Annotated in this window: 15 protein-coding genes; 10 read left to right on the top strand and 5 right to left on the bottom strand. The window is 66.3% G+C overall.

Annotated features, from left to right (window positions below):
• The first annotated feature begins 182 nt into the window (after window positions 1-182).
• The gene (locus VEIS_RS06575; protein WP_041949856.1) at window positions 183-1,448 is read left to right on the top strand and encodes an FAD-dependent monooxygenase; all 1,266 of its coding nucleotides are present in this window, start codon (window positions 183-185) and stop codon (window positions 1,446-1,448) included.
• A gap of 68 nt (window positions 1,449-1,516) precedes the next feature.
• On the opposite strand, the gene VEIS_RS27585 is transcribed toward VEIS_RS06575, so the two are convergent.
• Window positions 1,517-1,669: a hypothetical protein gene (locus VEIS_RS27585; protein ID WP_157048417.1), complete on the bottom strand. Its 153-nt coding sequence runs from the start codon at window positions 1,667-1,669 to the stop codon at window positions 1,517-1,519.
• A gap of 108 nt (window positions 1,670-1,777) precedes the next feature.
• Between VEIS_RS27585 and VEIS_RS06580 the strand changes: the two genes are divergently transcribed.
• The 3 genes from VEIS_RS06580 to VEIS_RS28355 all read left to right on the top strand — a co-directional run bounded on the left by VEIS_RS06580 (window position 1,778) and on the right by VEIS_RS28355 (window position 3,809).
• Entirely contained in the window at window positions 1,778-2,566 is a 789-nt protein-coding gene (locus tag VEIS_RS06580) for an enoyl-CoA hydratase/isomerase family protein (protein ID WP_041949857.1), read from the top strand.
• A gap of 49 nt (window positions 2,567-2,615) precedes the next feature.
• The gene (locus tag VEIS_RS06585) at window positions 2,616-3,587 is read left to right on the top strand and encodes a Bug family tripartite tricarboxylate transporter substrate binding protein (protein WP_157048420.1); all 972 of its coding nucleotides are present in this window, start codon (window positions 2,616-2,618) and stop codon (window positions 3,585-3,587) included.
• A gap of 69 nt (window positions 3,588-3,656) precedes the next feature.
• The gene (locus VEIS_RS28355) at window positions 3,657-3,809 is read left to right on the top strand and encodes a hypothetical protein (RefSeq protein WP_157048421.1); all 153 of its coding nucleotides are present in this window, start codon (window positions 3,657-3,659) and stop codon (window positions 3,807-3,809) included.
• Window positions 3,810-3,960: 151 nt separating this feature from the next.
• Here VEIS_RS28355 and VEIS_RS06590 read toward each other — a convergent pair whose 3' ends face one another.
• Entirely contained in the window at window positions 3,961-5,031 is a 1,071-nt protein-coding gene (locus tag VEIS_RS06590) for an isocitrate/isopropylmalate dehydrogenase family protein (protein ID WP_011809126.1), read from the bottom strand.
• Between the two features lie 48 nt (window positions 5,032-5,079).
• Between VEIS_RS06590 and VEIS_RS27590 the strand changes: the two genes are divergently transcribed.
• Both VEIS_RS27590 and VEIS_RS25685 read left to right on the top strand, forming a co-directional pair.
• Window positions 5,080-5,268, top strand: a complete 189-nt coding sequence (locus VEIS_RS27590) for a hypothetical protein (RefSeq protein ID WP_232287863.1) — start codon at window positions 5,080-5,082, stop codon at window positions 5,266-5,268.
• 121 nt (window positions 5,269-5,389) lie between these two features.
• A complete protein-coding gene (locus VEIS_RS25685; RefSeq protein WP_157048422.1) occupies window positions 5,390-5,596 on the top strand; it encodes a hypothetical protein in 207 nt (68 codons plus the stop codon).
• On the opposite strand, the gene VEIS_RS06595 is transcribed toward VEIS_RS25685, so the two are convergent.
• Window positions 5,593-6,567 carry a tripartite tricarboxylate transporter substrate binding protein gene (locus tag VEIS_RS06595; protein WP_041949858.1) on the bottom strand — a complete coding sequence of 325 codons (975 nt, stop codon included), beginning with the start codon at window positions 6,565-6,567 and terminating at the stop codon, window positions 5,593-5,595. The two genes, VEIS_RS25685 and VEIS_RS06595, sit on opposite strands and share 4 nt — an antisense overlap.
• 123 nt (window positions 6,568-6,690) lie before the next feature.
• Between VEIS_RS06595 and VEIS_RS06600 the strand changes: the two genes are divergently transcribed.
• The gene (locus VEIS_RS06600; RefSeq protein WP_011809129.1) at window positions 6,691-7,608 is read left to right on the top strand and encodes a LysR family transcriptional regulator; all 918 of its coding nucleotides are present in this window, start codon (window positions 6,691-6,693) and stop codon (window positions 7,606-7,608) included.
• Window positions 7,609-7,735: 127 nt separating this feature from the next.
• Here VEIS_RS06600 and VEIS_RS06605 read toward each other — a convergent pair whose 3' ends face one another.
• Complete coding sequence (locus VEIS_RS06605) at window positions 7,736-8,890, bottom strand: sensor histidine kinase (protein WP_011809130.1); 1,155 nt, start codon at window positions 8,888-8,890, stop codon at window positions 7,736-7,738.
• A 51-nt stretch (window positions 8,891-8,941) separates the two neighbouring features.
• On the opposite strand from VEIS_RS06605, the gene argH reads away from it, so the two are divergent.
• The 3 genes from argH (at window position 8,942) to VEIS_RS06620 (ending at window position 25,707) form a co-directional block, all read left to right on the top strand.
• On the top strand, window positions 8,942-10,408 hold the full coding sequence (argH, locus tag VEIS_RS06610) for an argininosuccinate lyase (RefSeq protein ID WP_011809131.1): 1,467 nt from the start codon (window positions 8,942-8,944) through the stop codon (window positions 10,406-10,408).
• 527 nt (window positions 10,409-10,935) lie between these two features.
• Entirely contained in the window at window positions 10,936-11,211 is a 276-nt protein-coding gene (locus VEIS_RS28360; protein ID WP_049773835.1) for a hypothetical protein, read from the top strand.
• Window positions 11,212-11,238: 27 nt separating this feature from the next.
• Complete coding sequence (locus tag VEIS_RS06620; RefSeq protein ID WP_041949859.1) at window positions 11,239-25,707, top strand: Ig-like domain-containing protein; 14,469 nt, start codon at window positions 11,239-11,241, stop codon at window positions 25,705-25,707.
• 152 nt (window positions 25,708-25,859) lie between these two features.
• Here VEIS_RS06620 and VEIS_RS06625 read toward each other — a convergent pair whose 3' ends face one another.
• Window positions 25,860-26,309, bottom strand: a complete 450-nt coding sequence (locus tag VEIS_RS06625; protein WP_232287864.1) for a nuclear transport factor 2 family protein — start codon at window positions 26,307-26,309, stop codon at window positions 25,860-25,862.

Genomic DNA, 26,309 nt, shown 5'->3' on the forward strand with positions numbered 1-26,309 from the left:
ACCGACCTGCCCGTCAGGCCCTTCTGACAGGCTGACAGGCTGACAGGCTGACAGGCTGACAGGCGCTTCGGTCAGGCCCGTCTGACAGAGACGGGGAGGACCCGGGAGATTCATTGGCCACTGCGGCAAACCAGGGGGCGCGCGCCAGCCCAGGCACAGCACAGCACAGCACAATGAGGCGCATGAAAAAACAGCTATTGGTGGCCGGCGGTGGCATTGGCGGTCTGGCCGCAGCCCTGGGCGCGGCGCGCGCGGGGTGGGATGTGCGCTTGTACGAACGCGCCGCCGAGTTCAGCGAGATCGGCGCTGGCGTGCAACTCGGGCCCAATGGGGTGCGCTGCCTGCAGGCCTGGGGCTTGCAGCAGCCGTTGCAATCGGTGGCCGCGTTCCCCGGCCGCTTGCAGGTGCGCAGCGCCGACAGTGGCAAGGAACTGGCCGTGCTGCCGCTAGGCCCGACGGCGCTGCAACGCTATGGCGCCGCCTACGCCACCATCCACCGCGCCGACCTGCATGGCCTGCTGCTGGCGGCGCTGGCCCGGGACACCGGCACGCAGTTGCACCTGGCGCAGGCCGTCGAGCGCTTTGCCGAGGCCGACGGCCGCGTCACGGTGCACACCAGCCGCGCCCGGGCGGTGACGGGCGATGCGCTGATCGGCGCCGATGGCCTGTGGAGCCGCACGCGCACCTGGCTGCTGGGCGCCGACCCGCGCCTGCCGGGCGTCGATCCACGTCTGCTGGATGTCGATCCCCGACTGCCGCAGGCAGTGGCCCCGCGCGTGACGGGCCACCTGGCCTACCGCGCGCTGGTGCCGCAGGCGGCGCTGCCCGATGCGCTGCGCACCGGCCAGATCACCGTCTGGCTCGGCCCGCAACTGCATGCCGTGCACTACCCGGTGCGCCGGGGCGAACTGCAAAACCTGGTGGTCATCGTGCAAGGCCCGGCACCGCAAGACCTGGAGCGCTGGGACCAGGCCGCCAACGCAGCCGATCTGGAACGGGCGCTGCGCCGCACCTGCCCCGCGCTGCAAGACCTGGTGCGCAGCGTCAGCGCCACCGGGGGCGCCAGCGACGGCCCGCTGTGGCGTCTGTGGCCGCTGTGCGACCGCCCCCCGGTGCCCGCCGCCGACGCGATGGCGCGCGGCCTGGTGGGGCTGCTCGGCGACGCGGCCCACCCGATGCGCCCTTACCTGGCCCAGGGCGCGGGCATGGCCATCGAAGACGCCGCCGCGCTCGAGCGCGCGCTGGCGCAGGCGCATCTGGCCGTGCCGCAGCGCCTGCGCCGCTACGCGCTCGAGCGCTGGCAGCGCAATGCCCGCGTGCAGGCGCGCTCGACCCGCAACGGCCGCATCTTTCACGCCACCGGAGCGCTGCGCTGGGCGCGCGACCTGGCGCTGCGGCTGTTGGGCCAGCGGCTGCTGGACATGCCCTGGTTGTACCGGGGCCGGTGAAGCCAAACGCAATGGAGGCAGCCATCGGCTAACATCCCCGCGACACGCTGCGAGATGCGAGTGTCGCGTCACCGATCAGATGTCGTAGGCTGCGCGCAGCCATCGGAGCGCAGCGCAAGGCGCATCGCGCAGCCCATACCGAGCTGTATTGGCAAGCGATGCAACGCCGCGATGCGCTTCGATGGCCAGCGCAGACCGACAGATGATCGGTGACGCGACACTAGGACCGTGGGCGGCAGAGGCAGTGAAAAATGACATGGCGCGCCCGACCGCGCCGCTGCCGGTGCGCGGCACGAGCCAGGAGCACAGGCACAAGCCAGGAGCACACCATGGACCGCAACCATCTGCAAATCAGCTACGAAGGCGCCGTGGCGCGCATCACGCTCACGCAGCCGGAAATCCGCAATGCGTTCAGCGATGAAGTCATTGCCGAGCTCACCGCCGCCTTCATCGAAGCGGGTGGCCGCGCCGACATACGCGCCGTGGTGCTGGCCGCACGCGGCCCGGCGTTCTGCGCCGGCGCCAACCTGAACTGGATGCGCCGCGTGGCCGACTACACGCGCGACGAGAGCCTGGCCGACGCGGCCAGGCTGGCCGAAATGCTGCGCGTGATCCACGAATGCCCCCAGCCGACCCTGGCCCGCGTGCAGGGCGATGTGTACGCCGGCGGAATGGGTCTGGTGGCGGCGTGCGATATCGCGGTGGCCGTGGATACGGCGGGTTTTTGCCTGAGCGAGGTCCGGCTCGGGCTGATCCCCGCCACCATCAGCCCCTATGTGATCCGCGCCATCGGCGCACGGGCGGCGCATCGCTACTTCCTCACGGCCGAGCGCTTTGGCGCGGCCGAGGCCCTGCGCATCGGCCTGGTGCATGAGGTGGTGAGCGCCCAGGCGCTGGATGCCAAGGTCGATGCGCTGCTCGCGGCCCTGACCAGCGCCGGCCCCGGCGCCGCGCGCGCGTGCAAGAAACTGCTGCGCGATGTGGCCGGGCGCGCGATCGACGAGCACCTGATCGCGGCCACGGTGCAGGGCATTGCCGAGATCCGGGCCAGCAGCGAGGGCAAGGAGGGCGTGCAGTCGTTCCTGAACAAGCGCAAGCCCGCCTGGTTGCAGGGTTGATGCCCAGGTTGCATCCAGACATCGCGGCGTGCCATCGATGGGCAAATCCATGAAACATATATCTTCCATCGTCATCGCCGGTCTGGCTTTTCTCTCGTGCTCCGGCTTGGCCTTGGCGGCACCAGACTGGCCCACCAAGCCCATCACGCTGGTGGTGCCGTTTTCCGCTGGCGGCGGCAATGACAGCGTTGCACGCCTTCTCGCGCCGGCATTGGGCGAAGAACTGGGTCAATCCGTCGTCATCGACAACCGCGCTGGCGCGGGCGGCACGGTCGGCGCCGGCGTGGTTGCGCAGGCTGCGCCCGATGGCTACACGCTGTTGATTTGCTCGACGGGCAACCTGGCCGTTGCGACCGCCGTGTATCCCAAACTGGGCTACCGCATCCAAGATTTCGCCCCGATTGCCCATATCGCAAACACGCCGACGATCTGGGTCGCTGCACCCCAGGTTCCAGCGGGCAGCCTGAAAGAGTTCATCAGCCTGGCAAAACGCGAGCCTGGCAAGCACAACTACGCATCCAGTGGCAATGGAACGACCCCGCATCTGGCGGGCGCCGCCATGGCAACCAGGAATGGGCTGGAGATGCAGCACATCCCCTACAAGGGGTCTGCTGCGGCCTACCCGGACCTGGCCGGCGGCCGGGTCAGCGTGATGATGGACGCCATCATCTCGGCCTTGCCCCTGGTCGAGGCGGGTCGGGTCAAGGGCTTGGCCGTCGGGACGGCGCAACGGCTGCCGCAAATTCCCTCAGTGCCCACGCTTGCCGAACAAGGGCTTGCGGACATGGGTTACACGGGATGGGTCGGTCTCTGCGCCCCACGGGGAACCCCTGCTCCGGTCGTCGAAAAGATCAGTCGAGGCGTCAAAGCAGCGCTCGGCCGCCGGAACATGCGCGACTTTCTCGTTCGGCAAATGGCGGAGCCGGTCGGAGATGGCCCCGGAAAGTTTTCTCAGACCATCGGGCGTGACGCAGCCACATGGCGCGACATTGCCAAGTCGTCCGGCATCACGCTGGACTGAAAGGGGGCACGAACCATGCCCGTTGCCGCCATGCCGATGGCGGCCTTTCCGACCCTCCCGGAAAGCCTAGTGTCGCGTCACCGGTCATCTGTCGGTCTGCGCTGGCCATCGAAGCGCATCGCGGCGTTGCATCGCTTGCCAATACATCTCGGTATCGGCCGCGCGCTGCGCCTTGCGCTGCGCTCCGATGGCGGCACGCAGCCTGCGACATCTGATCGGTGACACGACACCAGGTGCGCCAGCAGCGCGCCGTGCGGTGCCAGGCCCGGCGTGTAGCGTCGGCCCTCGGCCATTGGATACCGGCTGCGGGGGCCGACGACATGCGTGTGGCAGTCGCACGCGTTTTGCGGCATCTGCAAAGTGATCCGATCGCTCATCGGCACCGGCCCTCCAGCAGGCGCCGCACGAAGGACTGCCCGGCTTCGGCGGTGCCCAACTCGCCGCCGGCATCGCGCGTTCCTTCGCGCGCCTGTAGCGCCGCCGTCGCCGTCTCGTCGATGGCCCTGGCTGCCAGCGCAAAGGCCGGCAGGTTCTTGCGCTGTCCGTGCCAGCCGAGCAACTGGCCGGCAGACAGGATGAGCGAGTATGGATTCGCGATGTTGCGCCCGGCAATGTCCGGCGCAGACCCGTGCACCGCCTGCCCCATGGCGTGGTCTTTGCCGGCATTCAGCGAACCGCCCAGCCCGAGACTCCCGGACAGCTCGGCCGTGAGGTCTGACAAGATGTCGCCGAACATGTTGGTCGTGACGATCACGTCGAAGCGTTGCGGCGCGCGCACCACATGCGCCATCATCGCGTCGACGATGAAGTCATCGACCCTCACCTGCGGAAATTCCCGCGCCACCTGGCGGCAGATGTCGACGAACATGCCGTCGCCGATCTTCAGCACATTGGCCTTGTGCACGATGCTCACATGCCTGGCGCGTGTCCTGGCCAGATCGAAGGCCGAGCGCGCGATGCGCTCGCAGCACAGGCGCGTGATTCGGCGCAGCGAGATGACGGTGTCCGGCGTGATGAGCATTTCGCTGGAGCCGGACTCGATGTTGCGGTCGGCGTAGAAGCCTTCGGTGTTCTCGCGCACCACGGCGAGGTTGAATTCGCCCACGCGATGGGCCATGCCCGGAAAGGTTCGCGCCGGCCGGATGTTGGCGTAGAGATCCAGTTCCTTGCGAAAGAACTTCGACGGATTGATCTCGCCTTTGGCCTCGTCCTTGAAATCGTAGGTGGCCATGGGGCCAAGCATCAGCCCGTCGGCGGCTTTGACCTTCTCCAACAGGGCCGGCGTCACGGTGGCGCCATGCCGCTGCAGGCTTGCGTGGCCGGCGATGTCATGGCCGATCTCCAGGTCGAGCTGGAAGCGTTTCGATGCGGCTTCGAGCACCCGGACCGCGACGGCCATGATCTCGGGGCCGATGCCATCGCCGGGAAGAACGACGATTTTCATGAGAGAGCCTCAACAGGATGAACGAGTGATTGGCGCAGGCGAGCGAACATGTCGCCCTGCCCGCTAGTGTCGCGTCACCGATCATCTGTCGGTCTGCGCTGGCCATCGAAGTGCATCGCGGCGTTGCATCGCTTGCCAATACAGCTCGGTATGGGCAAGCGATGCGCCTTGCGCTGCGCTCCGATGGCTGCGCGCAGCCTACGACATCTGATCCGTGACGCGACACTAGGCGCGTAGGGAACGACCACGGTGACCGGTCTGGCGGGGTCGTCATCCCTGGCCCGGGCGCTGCCGGCTGCGGCACAGACGGTTGCGGCCATGCCGGTGCCGATGAACCGACGCCGGCCCCGGCAGGCTAGTGTCGCGTCACCGATCATCTGTCGGTCCGCGCTGGCCATCGAAGCGCATCGCGGCGTTGCATCGCTTGCCAATACGCTTGGTATTGGCTGCGCGATGCGCCTTGCGCTGCGCTCCGATGGCTGCGCGCAGCCTACGACATCTGATCGGTGACGCGACACTACGGGACGAAGGGCATCGGGTTTCATGGGTTCTGCCATTGTCTTAACGCAATGGCATGCCGAGATGGCGGGCCACCGCGCGCCAGAGCGCGAGTTCCTTGCCCAGTTCCTGGCCAAACGCGGCCGGCGTGAGCTGCACGGGGTCTGCGCCTTCGCTCACCAGACGCCCCTTCACCGGCTCCGCCGCCGCCGCATCGTTGATGGCGCGGTTGAGCGCCTCGACAATGGCTGCGGGCGTCTTCGCCGGCGCGAGCACACCCCACCATGTGCTGACATCGAAGCTGGCGATGCCCGCCTCGGCCATCGTGGGCACGCCGGGGAACAGCGGCGAGCGCTGCGCGCTGGTCACCGCCAGCACCGGGAGCTTGCCGTCGCGCACGAACGGCAGGATGGTCGGCACGGTGGAGAAGAACAGATCGACCCGTCCCGACAGCAACTCGACAGTGGCCGGGCTGCTGCCCTTGAATGGAACATGCGTCATCTGCAAGCCCGCTTTCTGGCGCAACATCTCACCGGCCAGATGATTGATGCTGCCATTGCCCGCAGAACAGAAATTGAGTCCTCCGGGGCGGGTCTTCGCGACCGCGATCACATCCGCCATGCGCTTGACGCCGAGCTGCGGGGACGCGACCACCAGCAAAGGCCCACGGCCTATCATCGCGACAGGGGTGAAAGACTTGACGGCGTCATAGGGCAGATCGACCGTGATGGCGGCGTTCGTGGCGAAACTGGAGGTGGCGAATAACACCGTGTACCCGTCCGGCTTGGCCTTGGCGACCATGTCTGCGCCGATGGCGCCGCCCGCCCCGCCGCGGTTGTCGATGACGACCGGCTGCCCCAGGCGATCGGCCATGTTCCTGGCCATGTCGCGCGCAATGCTGTCGGTGCCGCCACCGGCGGAGAAGGGAACGATCATGGTGATCGGCCGGCTCGGGTAAACGGGTTGCGCCGCCACCGCCACCGCCAGAGGCGGCAGGGCCATCGCCGCGATGAGCGCGCCGCACAGGGAAATTTTCATGATGGGCTGGTCTCGTGTCGTTGGCGCGCGAAGACCCGATCGGATGGCGCCTGGCGATGAATCATCGGCAAGACATGCCTCGTTGTAAATTGCAAAGAAGATGCCGATTGATACGATCCACGCATGAATTTCGATCTCTCGGATATGCGTGCCTTTGTCGCGGTGGCGGACCTCGGCAGCTTTCGGGCCGCAGCGCAAACGCTGCATATCTCGCAGCCTGCGCTCTCGCGCCGGGTCGAAAAGTTGGAGCAGGCAATGGGTTTCCGGCTTTTCGAGCGCACGACACGCAAAGTCGAACTCAGCGCGATAGGGCGCAGCTTCGTTCCGAAGGCCCGACATGTGCTCAGCGAACTCGAGAACGCCCTTCTCGGCATGACCGATATGTCAGACCGACTGCGCGGGCAGGTCACTGTGGCCTGCGTGCCTTCGTCCGTGCCCCACTTGCTGGCCGGAGCGGTCGAGGCTTTTCAGCGCAAATTTCCACGCATCCGGGTGCGCCTCATTGACGAAACGGCCACTGAGATCCTGCTGGCCGTGGTGCGCTCGGAGGCAGACTTCGGTGTCAGTTACTGGGGAGCGCAGGAGCCCGACCTGGAGTTCCAGGGGCTGGTGCAGGAGCCCTTTGTCCTCGCCTGCCTGCCAGGCCATCCGCTGGCGCGCAAGCGCCGCGTCAAATGGGCCGAGTTGGCGCAGCATGACTGCGTGACGCTGCCGCCCGGCACCGGAAATCGCATGCTGATCGACCAGGCGCTTTCGACGGTCGCGTACCCCCCTCGCTGGACGTGCGAAGCGCGCCATGTGCCGGCGTTGCTGAGCCTGATCGAAGCGGGTGTCGGCGTGGGCGCCGTGCCGCGTTTCGCGATACGCGGCGGCCAGGGTGCAACGCTGGCGAGCGTCCGGCTGGTCGAGCCCGAGGTCACGCGAACCATCGGCGTGATCAAGCGCCGCGCACGGCCCTTGATGCCGGCGGCCCAGGCATTTCACGATTTGCTGGTCGCAGCTCATCGGGCGTCGAGCGCGCAGGCACGGCCGCTTCCATGACTTTCGCCGCCGTGGGTCTTGCGTGGCCTGGCCGCGCCCTGTTGCAACGCTCCATCCGATGGCCCGCACCATGGATCGACCCGATCCGGTCGTCGTTTGCGCCGGCTCCGGTCAGTGGCTCGGACGATCACAAAACCCGGGTTGCGGTTTTCGCAGGTCGTGCCGGGGTCTTTGCCGCAGCGGCCGTGGCGTTGGCCGTTTTCGGGGCCGGCAGGGTGATGCGGACCTGGTACAGATCGCCTTGCACGCCGGCGCTGAATTCGCCTTGCACATCGTGCAGCAGCGCCAGCCGGGCGCGCACATTGGCCAGCGCGATGCCATGGCCCTTGGCGTTCTTGCCTTCCTTGGGCGGCAGGGTGTTGGTGATGCGCACCAGCACGCGGCTGCCGCGCAGCGCTGTCAGCACATGCAGCCGGCCGCCGTTCGGGCTGGGCTCGACACCATGCCTGACGGCGTTTTCCACCAGCGGTTGCAGCAGCAGCGGAGGCAGGCGGGCGGCGTCGCTGCGCGGGTCCAGGCTCCATTTCACTTGCAGGCGCTGGCCAAAGCGCACCTCCTCGATGGCCAGGTAGCGGCGCGCCAGACAGAGCTCTTCGGCCAGGGTGACCGATTCGCCCTGTTCCGCCAACGCATGGCGGAACAGCTCGCTCAGGTTTTCCAGCAGCGCTTCGGCCTTGGCCGGCTCTGCACGCACCAGCGCAATGGCGCTGTTGAGCGTGTTGAACAAAAAGTGCGGGCGGATGCGCGATTGCAGTTCGACCAGGCGCGCCGTGGTGGCCGCCGGCGTGCGGCCACGCGCGCGCAGCACCAGCGCCGTCACCAGCAGGGCCGCCAGCAGCGCCCCGGTGGCAGCGCTGGCCAGCCAGGGGCGCGCCGTCGTTACGCCGGCCAACGCCAGCATGGCGCAGGCATAGGCGCCTGCCAAGGCCCCGAGCAACAGGCCGGCGGCGTATTGCAGCGCTGTGTTCAGGCGCTCCAGCACGGTTTTGAGGCTACAGGCGGCGATCAGCCACACCAGCGTGGCGGGTAGCGCGCCGCCGGTCAGCAGCGCCAGGTTGGTCAGCCACTGCGCCGGGCTGTGGGCATCGAACATGGCATCGACGCCAATGACCAGTTCCACGAACAACACGGCCCGCAGCACGACGCCGATATGGCAGGCGTCGAATACCAGCGTCCGCCCCGGGGGGAGCCGGGGAGCCGGGGGCGCCGGCGCCTCGCGCGCGGGGTCCGGGGCGGCATCCGGTGACGCGGGGCGTGTCGATAAAATGGGCGGGCTTCGCATTGCGGCATCCGGGCTGTCGGGTGTCTGAAGCGCCAGATTATTGCCCTTCCCATGTCCAAAACTCCCCACGCCCAGAACCAATTCGACGCCAAGGCCCAGGCCTGGTCCGCGCTGTTCGACGAACCCATGAGCGATCTGGTCAAGCGCTACACCGCCAGTGTGTCCTTCGACCAGCGCCTGTGGCAGGCCGATATCGCAGGCAGCCTGGCGCATGCCGAAATGCTCGCCGCCCAGGGGCTGATCTCTGAAGAAGACCTTGCCAGCATCGAGCGCGGCATGGCACAGATCAGCGCCGAGATCGGCTCCGGCCGGTTTGTCTGGAAGCTCGATCTGGAAGACCTGCACCTGAATATCGAGGCGCGCCTGATCGCGCTGGTGGGCGACGCCGGCAAGCGTTTGCACACCGGCCGCAGCCGCAACGACCAGGTGGCCACCGACATGCGGCTGTGGCTGCGCGGCGAGATCGATCTGATCGACGGGCTGCTCCGGGCGCTGCAACTGGCGCTGGTCGAGGTGGCCGAGCAACATGTCGCGCTGATCCTGCCCGGCTTCACCCACTTGCAGGTGGCCCAGCCGGTGAGCTTTGGCCACCATCTGCTGGCCTACGTGGAGATGTTTGCCCGCGATGCCGAGCGCATGGCCGAGGTGCGCCGGCGCGTGAACATGCTGCCGTTGGGCTGCGCGGCGCTGGCCGGCACCAGCTATCCGCTGGACCGCGAACGGGTGGCGCGCACGCTGGGCATGGTGGATGCGGACGGCGCGCCGAGGCTGTGCCAGAACAGTCTGGACGCGGTCAGCGACCGCGACTTCGCCATCGAGTTCAGCGCCGCCGCCAGCCTGTGCATGGTGCATGTGAGCCGCCTGTCGGAGGAGTTGATCCTCTGGATGAGCCAGAACTACGGGTTCATCCGTATCGCCGACCGTTTCACCACCGGCTCGTCGATCATGCCGCAGAAAAAGAACCCCGATGTGCCCGAACTGGCGCGTGGCAAGACCGGGCGCGTGGTGGGCCACCTGATGGGCCTGATCACGCTGATGAAGGGCCAGCCGCTGGCCTACAACAAGGACAACCAGGAAGACAAAGAGCCGCTGTTCGATACCGTCGACACGTTGAAAGACACGCTGCGCATCTTTGCCGACATGCTGGCCGGTCAGATCGATCCCGCCACCGGCAACAAGGAAGGCGGCATCAGCGTCAATGCCCCGGCGATGGAGCAGGCCGCGCTCAAGGGCTATGCCACGGCCACCGACCTGGCCGACTACCTGGTCAGAAAGGGCCTGCCGTTTCGCGATGCGCATGAAACCGTGGCCCAGGCCGTCAAGGCCGCCAGCACCCATGCCTGCGACCTGTCGGAGTTGCCGCTGGCCGTGCTGCAGGGCTTTCATCCGCAGATCGAAAAAGATGTGTACCAGGTGCTGAGCCTGCGTGGCTCGCTGGACGCACGCAACACCTTGGGGGGCACAGCGCCGGCGCAGGTGCGCGCCCAGTTGGCCCGGCACCGGGCGCGCCTGGCCTGATTGGCGCAGGTGCCGATGAACCGATGTCCGCGCAGGCCGCCCTCGGTCTGGCGGCCAACGCATCGCCGGCCGCCAGCAAGGGCGCCGGCGCTGTGCGTCAGCGTGCTGGCCGACTCGCCTCGATGGCTGGACCGGGCCCGTGTCGCGTCATCGGTCAGATGCCGATGGCCAGCGCATGCAGACAGATGATCGGTGACGTGACACCAGACTCTGGTACCCTGCCGTTGCCTGATTCCATGTCTGAATCGTTCGTAAACGCGAACGCGAAGCGCAGACAGTACTTTTGCGCGAACCTTGACCCATGACAAAACCCCCAGGCAGCAGGGGCTGGGGTGACGGGTTGCCGCCGGGCTATATTTCTCTCAGCGAAATTTGTTTCACTATTGTCACCAACGCAAGCCGTTGCGCCGCCCACCGGACGGACGACGGGCATCGCTGACACCCTCGTCCGCCGTGGCCCTGGCCACGGCGGACGAATCCCGACAGGCTCTTGCATCCACCGCCCATTCGTCAAAAGGAAAGCCCCCGTGATCGTCGCCCTCCCCCTGCATCCATCAGCGCATCAGCGCATCAGCGCATCAGCGCATCAGCGCATCAGCGCATCAGCGCATCAGCGCATCAGCGCATCAGCGCATCAGCGCATCAGCGCATCAGCGCATCAGCGCATCAGCGCATCAGCGCATCAGCGCATCAGCGCATCAGCGCATCAGCGCATCAGCGCATCAGCGCATCAGCGCATCAGCGCATCAGCGCATCAGCGCATCAGCGCATCAGCGCATCAGCGCATCAGCGCATCAGCGTAATCCTTGTCACATCGAAAGGAAAGCACCATGGCCACCACCATCACCATCGACAGGCAATACGTCAAAATCGGTGAGACTGCCGAGATCAGGTTCACTTTCACCAATCCCAATTACTCCCTCTCCCTCGAAGGCCTGACCGTCACCACCCTCATCGGAGAGACCACGGGCGGCACCGTACACAGCCTCGTCAATCGTGGCGTCATCAACGGTCAGCGTGTCTATACCGCCACATTCACGCCTACCGCGAACCTGCAAAGATCCATCTACCGCCTCACCTACGATGTTGCCGGCAAAGCCGATGACGCAATCAGCGAGAACTTCGCCGTTGACACCGTGCGGCCCACCCTTGAAAGTGCCTCGATCGCCAAAAGCGATCTGCGCCTCGGGGAAAAAACCACCATCACCATCACCTTCAGCGAACGGCTGGCCTTCTACGACAACTTCACACTCGAAGACCTGCAGGTGGACGCCGGCAAGGGCACTTTGAGCAACCTGCGCTCCTACTTCTCCGACCAAGAGCGCATTTGGCATGTCGACCTGCAGGCCCCTACTACCCGGCCCGCGTCGGGCCTCGATGGCAACCAGATACGGATCAACCTCGCCGGCATCACCGATCGCGCAGGCAACACAATCTGGGACAGTCAGTTGCACGGGACGGGCAACCCTTGGGTGAACCTCCCGACTGTCAGCTACAACATCGACAACGGTGTGCCGCCCATGGTCGCCATCACCGGGCAGCCTGCCACCACCATCAAGGGCGGCGATTCCTTTACCGTCACCTTCACCTTCAACGAGCGCGTCACCGGCTTCGATCTCGACGACGTTCAGTACGACACCAGCAAAGGCACACTGAGCGCTCTGACGGCGGTCGGCACCGACGGCAGGGTCTGGACCGCCACCTACACGCCCCGGCCCAACATCGAGAGCGCCGAAAACACCATCAGCGTGAACCTCGCCGGCGTCCGGGACGCGCTGGGCAACGCCGGGGTGGGCACCGGCACCAGCGGCAACTTCAGTATCGACACCAAGCCCCCCGAGGTCGCGGTGACGATCAGCGACGAGCGCCTGACCGCTGGCGAAAGCGCCACCGTCACCTTCACCTTCAGCGAGCGCGTCACCGGCTTCGATCTCAACGACGCTCAATACGACACCAGCAAAGGCACGCTGGGCGCTCTGACGGCGGTCGGCACCGACGGCAAGGTCTGGACAGCCACCTACACGCCCCGCAGCGACATCGAGAGCGCCAACAACACCATCCGCGTGAACCTGGCCGGCGTCCAGGACGCGCAGGGCAACGCCGGAGTGGGCACCGGCAGCAGCGGCAACTTCGTCATCGACACCAGGCCCACCGTGGTCGACGGGCGGCCCAGCATCGTCTCTGTGGTGGGCCCCACCTCCATCGTCTTGGAGGACACCGACGTCACCATTACCTTCACCTTCAGCGAGGCAGTCACCGGCTTCACGTTGGCCAACATCAATTTGGACAACTCCAGTGCCTCTCCCTACATCACCTACAGCCCGAAAGAGCCGGTCAGCGCAGATGGTGGCCGCACCTGGACCATCACCTTCCGTGCCGCTCCGCGTACCACGGATTCCACCAACACCGTCAGCATCCGCAACCTCGATGGCGTGCGTGACCTCGCAGGCAACCTCGCAGTGCCTAACTCCAGCGCCAGCACCGACAACTACGAGGTCGATACCGAGGATCCCGATCCCATCAGCGCCACGTTTGACAAAACCCACCTTGCCGCCGGAGAAACCGCCACCGTCACCGTCACCTTCAACGAGATCGTCAACAACGTCACCCAAGGCACCTTTGATATCCCCAACGGTTCTGTGAGCAACCTGAGGCAGGACCCGACCGACGGCAGAATCTGGCGGGCCACCTTCACCCCCACGGCCAACCTGCAGAGCGCCAGCAGCTTGATCAGCATCAATCTGAACGACCTCAGGGACAGCGCCGGCAACGTCAGCAGTGGTCGCAAGACGTTCTACGACTCCACCATCGTCATCGACACCAAGCCCCCCGAGGTCGCGGTGACGATCAGCGACGAGCGCCTGACCGCTGGCGAAAGCGCCACCGTCACCTTCACCTTCAGCGAGCGCGTCACCGGCTTCGATCTCAACGACGTTCAGTACGACACCAGCAAAGGCACGCTGAGCGCTCTGACGGCGGTCGGCACCGACGGCAAGGTCTGGAGCGCCACCTACACGCCCCGGCCCGACATCGAGAGCGCCGAAAACACCATCCGCGTGAACCTCGCCGGCGTCCAGGACGCGCAGGGCAACGCCGGAGTGGGCACCGGCAGCAGCGGCAACTTCGTCATCGACACCAGGCCGCCCGTGGTCGACGGGCGGCCCAGCATCGTCTCTGTGGTGGGCCCCACCTCCATCGTCTTGGAGGACACCGACGTCACCATTACCTTCACCTTCAGCGAGGCAGTCACCGGCTTCACGTTGGCCAACATCAATTTGGACAACTCCAGTGCCTCTCCCTACATCACCTACAGCCCGAAAGAGCCGGTCAGCGCAGATGGTGGCCGCACCTGGACCATCACCTACCGTGCCGCTCCGCGTACCACGGATTCCACCAACACCGTCAGCATCCGCAACCTCGATGGCGTGCGTGACCTCGCAGGCAACCTCGCAGTGCCTAACTCCAGCGCCAGCACCGACAACTACGAGGTCGATACCGAGGATCCCGATCCCATCAGCGCCACGTTTGACAAAACCCACCTTGCCGCCGGAGAAACCGCCACCGTCACCGTCACCTTCAACGAGATCGTCAACAACGTCACCGAAGATAGCTTTCAAATCCCCAACGGTTCGGTGAGCAACCTGAGGCAGGACACGACCGACGGCAGAATCTGGAGGGTCACCTTCACCCCCACGGCCAACCTGCAGAGCGCCAGCAGCTTGATCAGCATCAATCTGAACGACCTCAGGGACAGCGCCGGCAACGTCAGCAGTGGTCGCAAGTCGTTCTACGACTCCACCATCGTCATCGACACCAAGCGCCCCGAAGTCACGGTGGTGATCAGCGACAACCGCCTGACCGCTGGCGAAACCGCCACCGTCACCTTCACCTTCAGCGAGCGCGTCACCGGCTTCGATCTCAACGACGTTCAGTACGACACCAGCAAAGGCACGCTGGGCGCTCTGACGGCGGTCGGTACCGACGGCAAGGTCTGGACAGCCACCTACACGCCCCGGCCCAACATCGAGAGCGCCGACAACACCATCCGCGTGAACCTCGCCGGCGTCCAGGATGCGCAGGGCAACGCCGGAGAGGGCAGCGTCAGCAGCGGCAACTTCAGCATCGACACCAGGCCGCCCGAGGTCGACAGGCCGCCCGAGGTCACGGTGACGATCAGCGACAACCGCCTGACCGCTGGCGAAAGCGCCACCGTCACCTTCACCTTCAGCAAGAGCGTCACCGGCTTCACGAAAGATGACATCGACTTGACCCTGGCCAACGGCACGCTGGGCGACTTGGTGCCGGTGGGCACCGACGGCAAGGTCTGGAGCGCCACCTTCACGCCCCGGCCCGACACCGAGAGCGCCGACAACACCATCCGCGTGAACCTCGCCGGCGTGCTGGACGCGCAGGGCAACGCCGGGGTGGGCACCGGCACCAGCGGCAACTTCACTATCGACACCAAGCGCCCCGAAGTCGCGGTGGCGATCAGCGACGAGCGCCTGACGGCTGGCGAAACCGCCACCGTCACCTTCACCTTCACCGAGCGCGTCACCGGCTTCGATCTCAACGACGTTCAGTACGACACCAGCAAAGGCACGCTGGGCGCGCTGACGGCAGTCGGTACCGACGGCAAGGTCTGGAGCGCCACCTACACGCCCCGGCCCGACACCGAAAGCGCCACCAACACCATCCGCGTGAACCTCGCCGGCGTGCTGGACGCGCTGGGCAACGCCGGGGTGGGCACCGGCAGCAGCGGCAACTTCGTCATCGACACCAGGCCCACCGTGGTCGACAGGCCGCCCAGCGCCACCATTGCCGTGACCCCCAACCCCGTCACGAACAGCAATGACAGACTGGTCACCGTCACCATCACCTTCGACGAGGCAGTCACCGGCTTCACGGCAGACAACATCGATTTCAGCAACGCCCATGTCACGCCCTATGGCCGCAACCGGATAGGAGCGCTGAACAGCTCAGCCGACGGCCGCACCTACACCATCACCTACACGGCAGAGCCGGACGTCGAGGATGCCACCAACACCATCAGCCTGCGCAACCTCCATACCATCCGTGACGCCACAGGCAACGCCGTAGCGGTCAGCCCGACCAGCAACAACTTCGCGATCGACACCAAGGCTCCCGTTCCCATCAGCGCCACGTTTGACAAAACCCACCTTGCCGCCGGAGAAACCGCCACCGTCACCGTCATCTTCAACGAGATCGTCAACAACGTCACCGAAGATACCTTTCAAATCCCCAACGGTTCTGTGAGCAACCTGAGGCAGGACACGACCGACGGCAGAATCTGGAGGGCCACCTTCACCCCCACGGCCAACCTGCAGAGCACCAGCAGCTCGATCAGCATCAATCTGGACGGCCTCAGGGACAGCGCCGGCAACGTCAACAATGGCAGCCTGCCGTTCCGCGACTCCACCATCGTCATCGACACCAAGCGCCCCGAAGTCACGGTGGCGATCAGCGACGAGCGCCTGACCGCTGGCGAAACTGCCACCGTCACCTTCACCTTCAGCGAGCGCGTCACCGGCTTCGATCTCAACGACGTTCAGTACGACACCAGCAAAGGCACGCTGGGCGCGCTGACGGCAGTGGGCACCGACGGCAAGGTCTGGACAGCCACCTACACGCCCCGGCCCAACACCGAGAGCGCCGACAACACCATCCGCGTGAACCTGGCCGGCGTCCAGGACGCGCAGGGCAACGCCGGAGCGGGCAGCGTCAGCAGCGGCAACTTCAGCATCGACACCAAGCGCCCCGAAGTCACGGTGACGATCAGCGACAACCGCCTGGCCGCTGGCCAAACCGCCACCGTCACCTTCACCTTCAACGAGCGCGTCACCGGCTTCGATCTCAACGACGTTCAGTACGACACCAGCAAAGGCACGCTGGGTGCGCTGACGGCAGTGGGCACCGACGGCAAGGTCTGGAGCGCCACCTACACGCCCCGCAGCGACATCGAGAGCGCCGACAACACCATCCGCGTGAACCTCGCCGGCGTGCTGGACGCGCAGGGCAACGCCGGAACGGGCAGCGTCAGCAGCGGCAACTTCAGCATCGACACCAAGCGCCCCGAGGTCACGGTGACGATCAGCGACGAGCGCCTGAGCGCAGGAGAAACCGCCACCGTCACCTTCACCTTCAGAGAGAGCGTCACCGGCTTTGGCACCGAGGACATCCAGTACGACACCAGCAAAGGCACGCTGAGCGCTCTGACGGCGGTCGGCACCGACGGCAAGGTCTGGAGCGCCACCTACACGCCCCGGCCCAACATCGAGAGCGCCGACAACACCATCCGCGTGAACCTCGCCGGCGTCCAGGACGCGCAGGGCAACGCCGGAACGGGCAGCGCCAGCAGCGGCAACTTCAGCATCGACACCAAGCCGCCCGAAGTCACGGTGACGATCAGCGACGAGCGCCTGAGCGCTGGCCAAACCGCCACCGTCACCTTCACCTTCACCGAGCGCGTCACCGGCTTTGGCACCGAGGACATCCAGTACGACACCAGCAAAGGCACGCTGGGCGCGCTGACGGCAGTCGGTACCGACGGCAAGGTCTGGAGCGCTACCTACACGCCCCGCAGCGACATCGAGAGCGCCGAAAACACCATCCGCGTGAACCTCGCCGGCGTGCTGGACGCGCAGGGCAACGCCGGAACGGGCAGCGCCAGCAGCGGCAACTTCAGCATCGACACCAGGCCGCCCGAGGTCACGGTGACGATCAGCGACAACCGCCTGAGCGCTGGCCAAACCGCCACCGTCACCTTCACCTTCAACGAGCGCGTCACCGGCTTCGATCTCAACGACGTTCAATACGACACCAGCAAAGGCACGCTGGGCGCGCTGACGGCAGTGGGCACCGACGGCAAGGTCTGGACAGCCACCTACACGCCCCGGCCCGACACCGAGAGCGCCGACAACACCATCCGCGTGAACCTGGCCGGCGTGCTGGACGCGCAGGGCAACGCCGGAACGGGCAGCGTCAGCAGCGGCAACTTCAGCATCGACACCAAGCCGCCCGAGGTCACGGTGACGATCAGCGACAACCGCCTGAGCGCTGGCCAAACCGCCACCGTCACCTTCACCTTCAACGAGCGCGTCACCGGCTTCGATCTCAACGACGTTCAGTACGACACCAGCAAAGGCACGCTGGGTGCGCTGACGGCAGTCGGCACCGACGGCAAGGTCTGGACAGCCACCTACACGCCCCGGCCCGACATCGAGAGCGCCGACAACACCATCCGCGTGAACCTCAGCGGCGTCCTGGACGCGCAGGGCAACGCCGGAACGGGCAGCGTCAGCAGCGGCAACTTCAGCATCGACACCAAGCGCCCCGAGGTCACGGTGACGATCAGTGACAACCGCCTGAGCGCTGGCCAAACCGCCACCTTCACCTTCACCTTCAACGAGCGCGTCACCGGCTTCGATCTCAACGACGTTCAGTACGACACCAGCAAAGGCACGCTGGGCGCGCTGACGGCGGTGGGCACCGACGGCAAGGTCTGGAGCGCCACCTACACGCCCCGGCCCGACACCGAGAGCGCCGACAACACCATCCGCGTGAACCTCGCCGGCGTGCTGGACGCGCAGGGCAACGCCGGAACGGGCAGCGTCAGCAGCGGCAACTTCAGCATCGACACCAAGCGCCCCGAAGTCACGGTGACGATCAGCGACAACCGCCTGAGCGCTGGCCAAACCGCCACCTTCACCTTCACCTTCAGCGAGCGCGTCACCGGCTTCGATCTCAACGACGTTCAGTACGACACCAGCAAAGGCACGCTGGGCGCTCTGACGGCAGTCGGCACCGACGGCAAGGTCTGGACAGCCACCTACACGCCCCGGCCCGACACCGAGAGCGCCGACAACACCATCCGCGTGAACCTGGCCGGCGTGCTGGACGCGCAGGGCAACGCCGGAACGGGCAGCGTCAGCAGCGGCAACTTCAGCATCGACACCAAACGCCCCGAAGTCACGGTGACGATCAGCGACGAGCGCCTGAGCGCAGGAGAAACCGCCACCGTCACCTTCACCTTCAGAGAGAGCGTCACCGGCTTTGGCACCGAGGACATCCAGTACGACACCAGCAAAGGCACGCTGGGCGCGCTGACGGCAGTGGGCACCGACGGCAAGGTCTGGACAGCCACCTACACGCCCCGCAGCAACATCGAGAGCGCCGACAACACCATCCGCGTGAACCTGGCCGGCGTGCTGGACGCGCAGGGCAACGCCGGAACGGGCAGCGTCAGCAGCGGCAACTTCAGCATCGACACCAAGCGCCCCGAAGTCACGGTGACGATCAGCGACAACCGCCTGAGCGCTGGCCAAACCGCCACCTTCACCTTCACCTTCAGCGAGCGCGTCACCGGCTTCGATCTCAACGACGTTCAGTACGACACCAGCAAAGGCACGCTGGGTGCGCTGACGGCAGTGGGCACCGACGGCAAGGTCTGGAGCGCCACCTACACGCCCCGCAGCGACATCGAGAGCGCCGACAACACCATCCGCGTGAACCTGGCCGGCGTGCTGGACGCGCAGGGCAACGCCGGAACGGGCAGCGTCAGCAGCGGCAACTTCAGCATCGACACCAAACCGCCCGAAGTCACGGTGACGATCAGCGACGAGCGCCTGAGCGCAGGAGAAACCGCCACCGTCACCTTCACCTTCACCGAGCGCGTCACCGGCTTTGGCACCGAGGACATCCAGTACGACACCAGCAAAGGCACGCTGAGCGCTCTAACGGCGGTCGGTACCGACGGCAAGGTCTGGAGCGCCACCTACACGCCCCGGCCCAACATCGAGAGCGCCGACAACACCATCCGCGTGAACCTCGCCGGCGTCCAGGACGCGCAGGGCAACGCCGGAACGGGCAGCGCCAGCAGCGGCAACTTCAGCATCGACACCAAGCCGCCCGAAGTCACGGTGACGATCAGCGACGAGCGCCTCGCCGCTGGAGAAACCGCCACCGTCACCTTCACCTTCAACGAGCGCGTCACCGGCTTTGGCACCGAGGACATCCAGTACGACACCAGCAAAGGCACGCTGGGTGCGCTGACGGCAGTCGGCACCGACGGCAAGGTCTGGAGCACCACCTACACGCCCCGGCCCAACATCGAGAGCGCCGACAACACCATCCGCGTGAACCTCGCCGGCGTCCAGGACGCGCAGGGCAACGCCGGAACGGGCAGTGCCAGCAGCGGCAACTTCAGCATCGACACCAGGCCGCCCGAAGTCACGGTGACGATCAGCGACGAGCGCCTGAGCGCAGGAGAAACCGCCACCGTCACCTTCACCTTCACCGAGCGCGTCACCGGCTTTGGCACCGAGGACATCCAGTACGACACCAGCAAAGGCACGCTGGGCGCTCTGACGGCGGTGGGCACCGACGGCAAGGTCTGGACAGCCACCTACACGCCCCGGCCCGACATCGAGAGCGCCGACAACACCATCCGCGTGAACCTCAGCGGCGTGCTGGACGCGCAGGGCAACGCCGGGGTGGGCACCGGCACCAGCGGCAACTTCAGCATCGACACCAAGCGCCCCGAAGTCACGGTGACGATCAGCGACAACCGCCTGATCGCTGGCCAAACCGCCACCTTCACCTTCACCTTCAGCGAGCGCGTCACCGGCTTCGATCTCAACGACGTTCAGTACGACACCAGCAAAGGCACGCTGGGCGCTCTGACGGCGGTCGGCACCGACGGCAAGGTCTGGAGCGCCACCTACACGCCCCGGCCCAACATCGAGAGCGCCGACAACACCATCCGCGTGAACCTGGCCGGCGTCCTGGACGCGCAGGGCAACGCCGGAACGGGCAGCGTCAGCAGCGGCAACTTCAGCATCGACACCAAGCGCCCCGAAGTCACGGTGACGATCAGCGACGAGCGCCTGAGCGCAGGAGAAACCGCCACCGTCACCTTCACCTTCAGAGAGAGCGTCACCGACTTTGGTAGCGAGGACATCCAGTACGACACCAGCAAAGGCACGCTGGGCGCTCTGACGGCAGTCGGCACCGACGGCAAGGTCTGGACAGCCACCTACACGCCCCGGCCCAACATCGAGAGCGCCGACAACACCATCCGCGTGAACCTCGCCGGCGTGCTGGACGCGCAGGGCAACGCCGGAACGGGCAGCGCCAGCAGCGGCAACTTCAGCATCGACACCAGGCCGCCCGAGGTCACGGTGACGATCAGCGACGAGCGCCTGAGCGCAGGAGAAACCGCCACCGTCACCTTCACCTTCAGAGAGAGCGTCACCGGCTTTGGCACCGAGGACATCCAGTACGACACCAGCAAAGGCACGCTGAGCGCGCTGACGGCGGTCGGCACCGACGGCAAGGTCTGGAGCGCCACCTACACGCCCCGGCCCGACACCGAGAGCGCCGACAACACCATCCGCGTGAACCTCGCCGGCGTGCTGGACGCGCAGGGCAACGCCGGAACGGGCAGCGTCAGCAGCGGCAACTTCAGCATCGACACCAAGCGCCCCGAAGTCACGGTGACGATCAGCGACAACCGCCTGAGCGCTGGCCAAACCGCCACCTTCACCTTCACCTTCAGCGAGCGCGTCACCGGCTTCGATCTCAACGACGTTCAGTACGACACCAGCAAAGGCACGCTGGGCGCGCTGACGGCAGTCGGCACCGACGGCAAGGTCTGGAGCGCCACCTACACGCCCCGCAGCGACACCGAGAGCGCCGACAACACCATCCGCGTGAACCTGGCAGGCGTCCAGGACGCGCAGGGCAACGCCGGAACGGGCAGCGCCAGCAGCGGCAACTTCAGCATCGACACCAAACGCCCCGAGGTCACGGTGGCGATCAGCGACGAGCGCCTGAGTGCGGGAGAAACCGCCACCGTCACCTTCACCTTCAGAGAGAGCGTCACCGGCTTCGATCTCAACGACGTTCAATACGACACCAGCAAAGGCACGCTGAGCGCTCTGACGGCGGTCGGTACCGACGGCAAGGTCTGGAGCGCCACCTACACGCCCCGGCCCAACATCGAGAGCGCCGACAACACCATCCGCGTGAACCTGGCCGGCGTCCAGGACGCGCAGGGCAACGCCGGAACGGGCAGCGTCAGCAGCGGCAACTTCAGCATCGACACCAGGCCGCCCGAGGTCACGGTGACGATCAGCGACGAGCGCCTGAGCGCTGGCCAAACCGCCACCGTCACCTTCACCTTCAGCGAGCGCGTCACCGGCTTTGGCACCGAGGACATCCAGTACGACACCAGCAAAGGCACGCTGAGCGCTCTGACGGCGGTCGGTACCGACGGCAAGGTCTGGAGCGCCACCTACACGCCCCGGCCCGACACCGAAAGCGCCACCAACACCATCCGCGTGAACCTCGCCGGCGTCCAGGACGCGCAGGGCAACGCCGGAACGGGCAGCGCCAGCAGCGGCAACTTCAGCATCGACACCAAGCGCCCCGAAGTCACGGTGACGATCAGCGACGAGCGCCTGGCCGCTGGCCAAACCGCCACCGTCACCTTCACCTTCAACGAGCGCGTCACCGGCTTCGATCTCAACGACGTTCAGTACGACACCAGCAAAGGCACGCTGGGCGCGCTGACGGCGGTGGGCACCGACGGCAAGGTCTGGAGCGCCACCTACACGCCCCGGCCCAACATCGAGAGCGCCGACAACACCATCCGCGTGAACCTCGCAGGCGTCCAGGACGCGCAGGGCAACGCCGGAACGGGCAGCGTCAGCAGCGGCAACTTCAGCATCGACACCAAACGCCCGGAAGTCACGGTGACGATCAGCGACGAGCGCCTGAGCGCAGGAGAAACCGCCACCGTCACCTTCACCTTCAGAGAGAGCGTCACTGGCTTTGGCACCGAGGACATCCAGTACGACACCAGCAAAGGCACGCTGAGCGCTCTGACGGCGGTCGGCACCGACGGCAAGGTCTGGACAGCCACCTACACGCCCCGGCCCAACATCGAGAGCGCCGACAACACCATCCGCGTGAACCTGGCCGGCGTCCAGGACGCGCAGGGCAACGCCGGAACGGGCAGCGCCAGCAGCGGCAACTTCAGCATCGACACCAGGCCGCCCGAAGTCACGGTGACGATCAGCGACGAGCGCCTGAGCGCTGGAGAAACCGCCACCGTCACCTTCACCTTCACCGAGCGCGTCACCGGCTTTGGCACCGAGGACATCCAGTACGACACCAGCAAAGGCACGCTGAGCGCTCTGACGGCAGTCGGCACCGACGGCAAGGTCTGGACAGCCACCTACACGCCCCGGCCCAACATCGAGAGCGCCGACAACACCATCCGCGTGAACCTGGCCGGCGTGCTGGACGCGCAGGGCAACGCCGGAACGGGCAGCGTCAGCAGCGGCAACTTCAGCATCGACACCAAACGCCCCGAGGTCACGGTGACGATCAGCGACGAGCGCCTGAGCGCAGGAGAAACCGCCACCGTCACCTTCACCTTCAGCGAGAGCGTCACCGGCTTTGGCACCGAGGACATCCAGTACGACACCAGCAAAGGCACGCTGGGCGCTCTGACGGCGGTGGGCACCGACGGCAAGGTCTGGACAGCCACCTACACGCCCCGCAGCAACATCGAGAGCGCCGACAACACCATCCGCGTGAACCTCGCCGGCGTCCAGGACGCGCAGGGCAACGCCGGAACGGGCAGCGCCAGCAGCGGCAACTTCAGCATCGACACCAAGCCGCCCGAAGTCACGGTGACGATCAGCGACGAGCGCCTGAGCGCAGGAGAAACCGCCACCGTCACTTTCACCTTCACCGAGCGCGTCACCGGCTTTGGCACCGAGGACATCCAGTACGACACCAGCAAAGGCACGCTGGGCGCTCTGACGGCGGTCGGCACCGACGGCAAGGTCTGGAGCGCCACCTACACGCCCCGGCCCGACACCGAGAGCGCCGACAACACCATCCGCGTGAACCTCAGCGGCGTCCTGGACGCGCAGGGCAACGCCGGAACGGGCAGCGTCAGCAGCGGCAACTTCAGCATCGACACCAAGCGCCCCGAGGTCACGGTGACGATCAGCGACAACCGCCTGAGCGCTGGCCAAACCGCCACCGTCACCTTCACCTTCAACGAGCGCGTCACCGGCTTCGATCTCAACGACGTTCAGTACGACACCAGCAAAGGCACGCTGGGCGCGCTGACGGCAGTCGGCACCGACGGCAAGGTCTGGACAGCCACCTACACGCCCCGGCCCGACACCGAGAGCGCCGACAACACCATCCGCGTGAACCTCGCCGGCGTGCTGGACGCGCAGGGCAACGCCGGAACGGGCAGCGTCAGCAGCGGCAACTTCAGCATCGACACCAAGCGCCCCGAAGTCACGGTGGCGATCAGCGACAACCGCCTGATCGCTGGCCAAACCGCCACCGTCACCTTCACCTTCAGAGAGAGCGTCACCGGCTTCGATCTCAACGACGTTCAGTACGACACCAGCAAAGGCACGCTGGGCGCGCTGACGGCGGTGGGCACCGACGGCAAGGTCTGGAGCGCCACCTACACGCCCCGGCCCGACACCGAGAGCGCCGAAAACACCATCAGCGTGAACCTCGCCGGCGTCCGGGACGCGCTGGGCAACGCCGGGGTGGGTACCGGCACCAGCGGCAACTTCAGTATCGACACCAAGCCCCCCGAGGTCGCGGTGACGATCAGCGATAACCGCCTCACCGCTGGCGAAAGCGCCACCATCACCTTCACCTTCAACGAGCGCGTCACCGGCTTCGATCTCGACGACGTTCAGTACGACACCAGCAAAGGCACGCTGGGCGCGCTGACGCCGGTCGGCACCGACGGCAGGGTCTGGAGCGCCAGCTACACGCCCCGGCCCGGCATCGAGAGCGCCGACAACGCCATCAGCGTGCGCCTCGCCGGCGTCCGGGACGCGCTGGGCAACGCCGGGGTGGGCACCGGCACCAGCGGCAACTTCACTATCGACACCAAGCCCCCCGAGGTCACGGTGACGATCAGCGATAACCGCCTCACCGCTGGCGAAAGCGCCACCGTCACCTTCACCTTCAGCGAGAGCGTCACCGGCTTCACGAAAGAGGCCATCGACCTGTCCCAAGCCAACGGCACGCTGGGCGACCTGGTGCCGGTCGGCACCGACGGCAAGGTCTGGACAGCCACCTTCACGCCCACGGACAGACTGGCGCGCACCACCAACCACCGGCTCACCCTGAACCTGACCAATGTCAGGGATGCCGCAGGCAACGCCCCGGCGGTGAACACTTACTCGTTCAACCAGTACACCGTAGACACCATGGTCTTTGCGCTCAGCAACGCCACGGTGAACCGCAACCAGTTGGTGTTGTTCTACAGCGATGAAACCGCGCTGGACCCGGACCAGACCCATAACGCGCCCAACGATGCGTTTGTGGTGCTGGTCGATGGCGTGCGCAACAACGTCACCGGCGTGGTCGTGGATGCAGCGGCCAAGACCGTCACGCTGACGCTGGAGCGCGCGGTGAGCCATGGCCAGCAGGTGACCGTCGCCTACAACGACCCCAGCACCGGCGACGACCCGCAAGCGGTGCAGGAAGCCGGCAGCGGCGACGACGCGGCCAGCTTCGCGGCCAGGCCGGTGACCAACCTCAGCCCGCGTGCGCCCGCGACGGGCACGACCGACGCCGACAGTCGTAAATCATCCGAGGACTCTGACGGCGATACGGCGAATGCGCTGGACTCCGACTACGACAGTGTGCCCAACGCCCAGGAGGACCAGGCCCCCGGCCTGCTGCGCCCCGATGGCTCGGCCGGCACGGATGGCGACGGCAACGGCGACGGTATCCGGGACAGCCAGCAGGTCGCCGTCGGCTCGACCCGCGACCTGACCCTGGTGGCCGGCAGCCAGGACGGCAAACTGATCCCCGGCAGCAATGCGCGCATCAGCGAACTGGTGCGCAAAGATGCCCCCGCCAGCCTGCCCAAGGGCATGGAAATGCCGCTCAGTCTGACGCAATTCAGGGTCGGCCTGTCCGAAGGACGCTACACCGAGAGCTTCAGCCTGTACGTAGACCCGGCGCTCGGCGTCAACGGCTATTGGGTCAAGGACAGCGCCGGCACCTGGGTGAACCTGGCCAGCGAACCCTACGGCGGCAAAATGAGCACCGAAGGCGGGCGCACGCGGCTGGACTTTCAGATCCAGGACGGCGGCCAGTACGACACCGACGGGCTGGCCGATGGCCACATCACCGCCCTTGGCGCGGCAGCGAAGATGCCGCTGTCCATCGTCGGGCAGGCGCCGCCCCAGGTCGAGTCGCATCGGGGGTTTTGGTTCTAAGTGTCGCGTCACCGTCGTGGACTTGGCCTGTCGCAAGCCCAAGGACTTGGGTTACGCCGCAGAGCTTTGGACGCTCTCGGCGCTGGCCGCGCATGTCAGCGCGAACGCGCACAGCGCAGGCTTTGCGCGACTGGCTCGCGCTGAAGGGTCGCTCACGCCGATTTCTCGCTGAACAACAGGAATCGGGCTTCTCGCCTCCGAATGCGCCAGCCCTGAGGCGTCAGCGACAAGATATCGTCGAATTCGCCGACAACCTGGCGCGCCTGCGCGGGTCGTCCGAAGGGGCCAGCGGCGTCGCTCGCCAGTCCCGACCAAAGTAAAACGCAGCTGGTGGAGTGGGCTGCCGTGTCGGACTCCAGCTTCACCAAAATGTTGCTTATCAGGTGACGAGTCATGCGTCCGGCCGGCCTGGAGCGGTACGACTCGATGATCGCGGCCTGTCCCTGGATGTGCTCCGGGCCGGGACGGATCAGGACGCCGTCCTCCGTGAACAGCGCGGCAAAATCTTCGTGTGACTGTGCATCGGTGAACGCAGCAGCCTGCACCACCAGGTCACGGCATGCCTGTTCAGCCAACATCCGATCCACGGCAGAGAGCGTCAC

The sequence above is a fragment of the Verminephrobacter eiseniae EF01-2 genome, assembly GCF_000015565.1.
Classification (GTDB): domain Bacteria; phylum Pseudomonadota; class Gammaproteobacteria; order Burkholderiales; family Burkholderiaceae_C; genus Acidovorax; species Acidovorax eiseniae.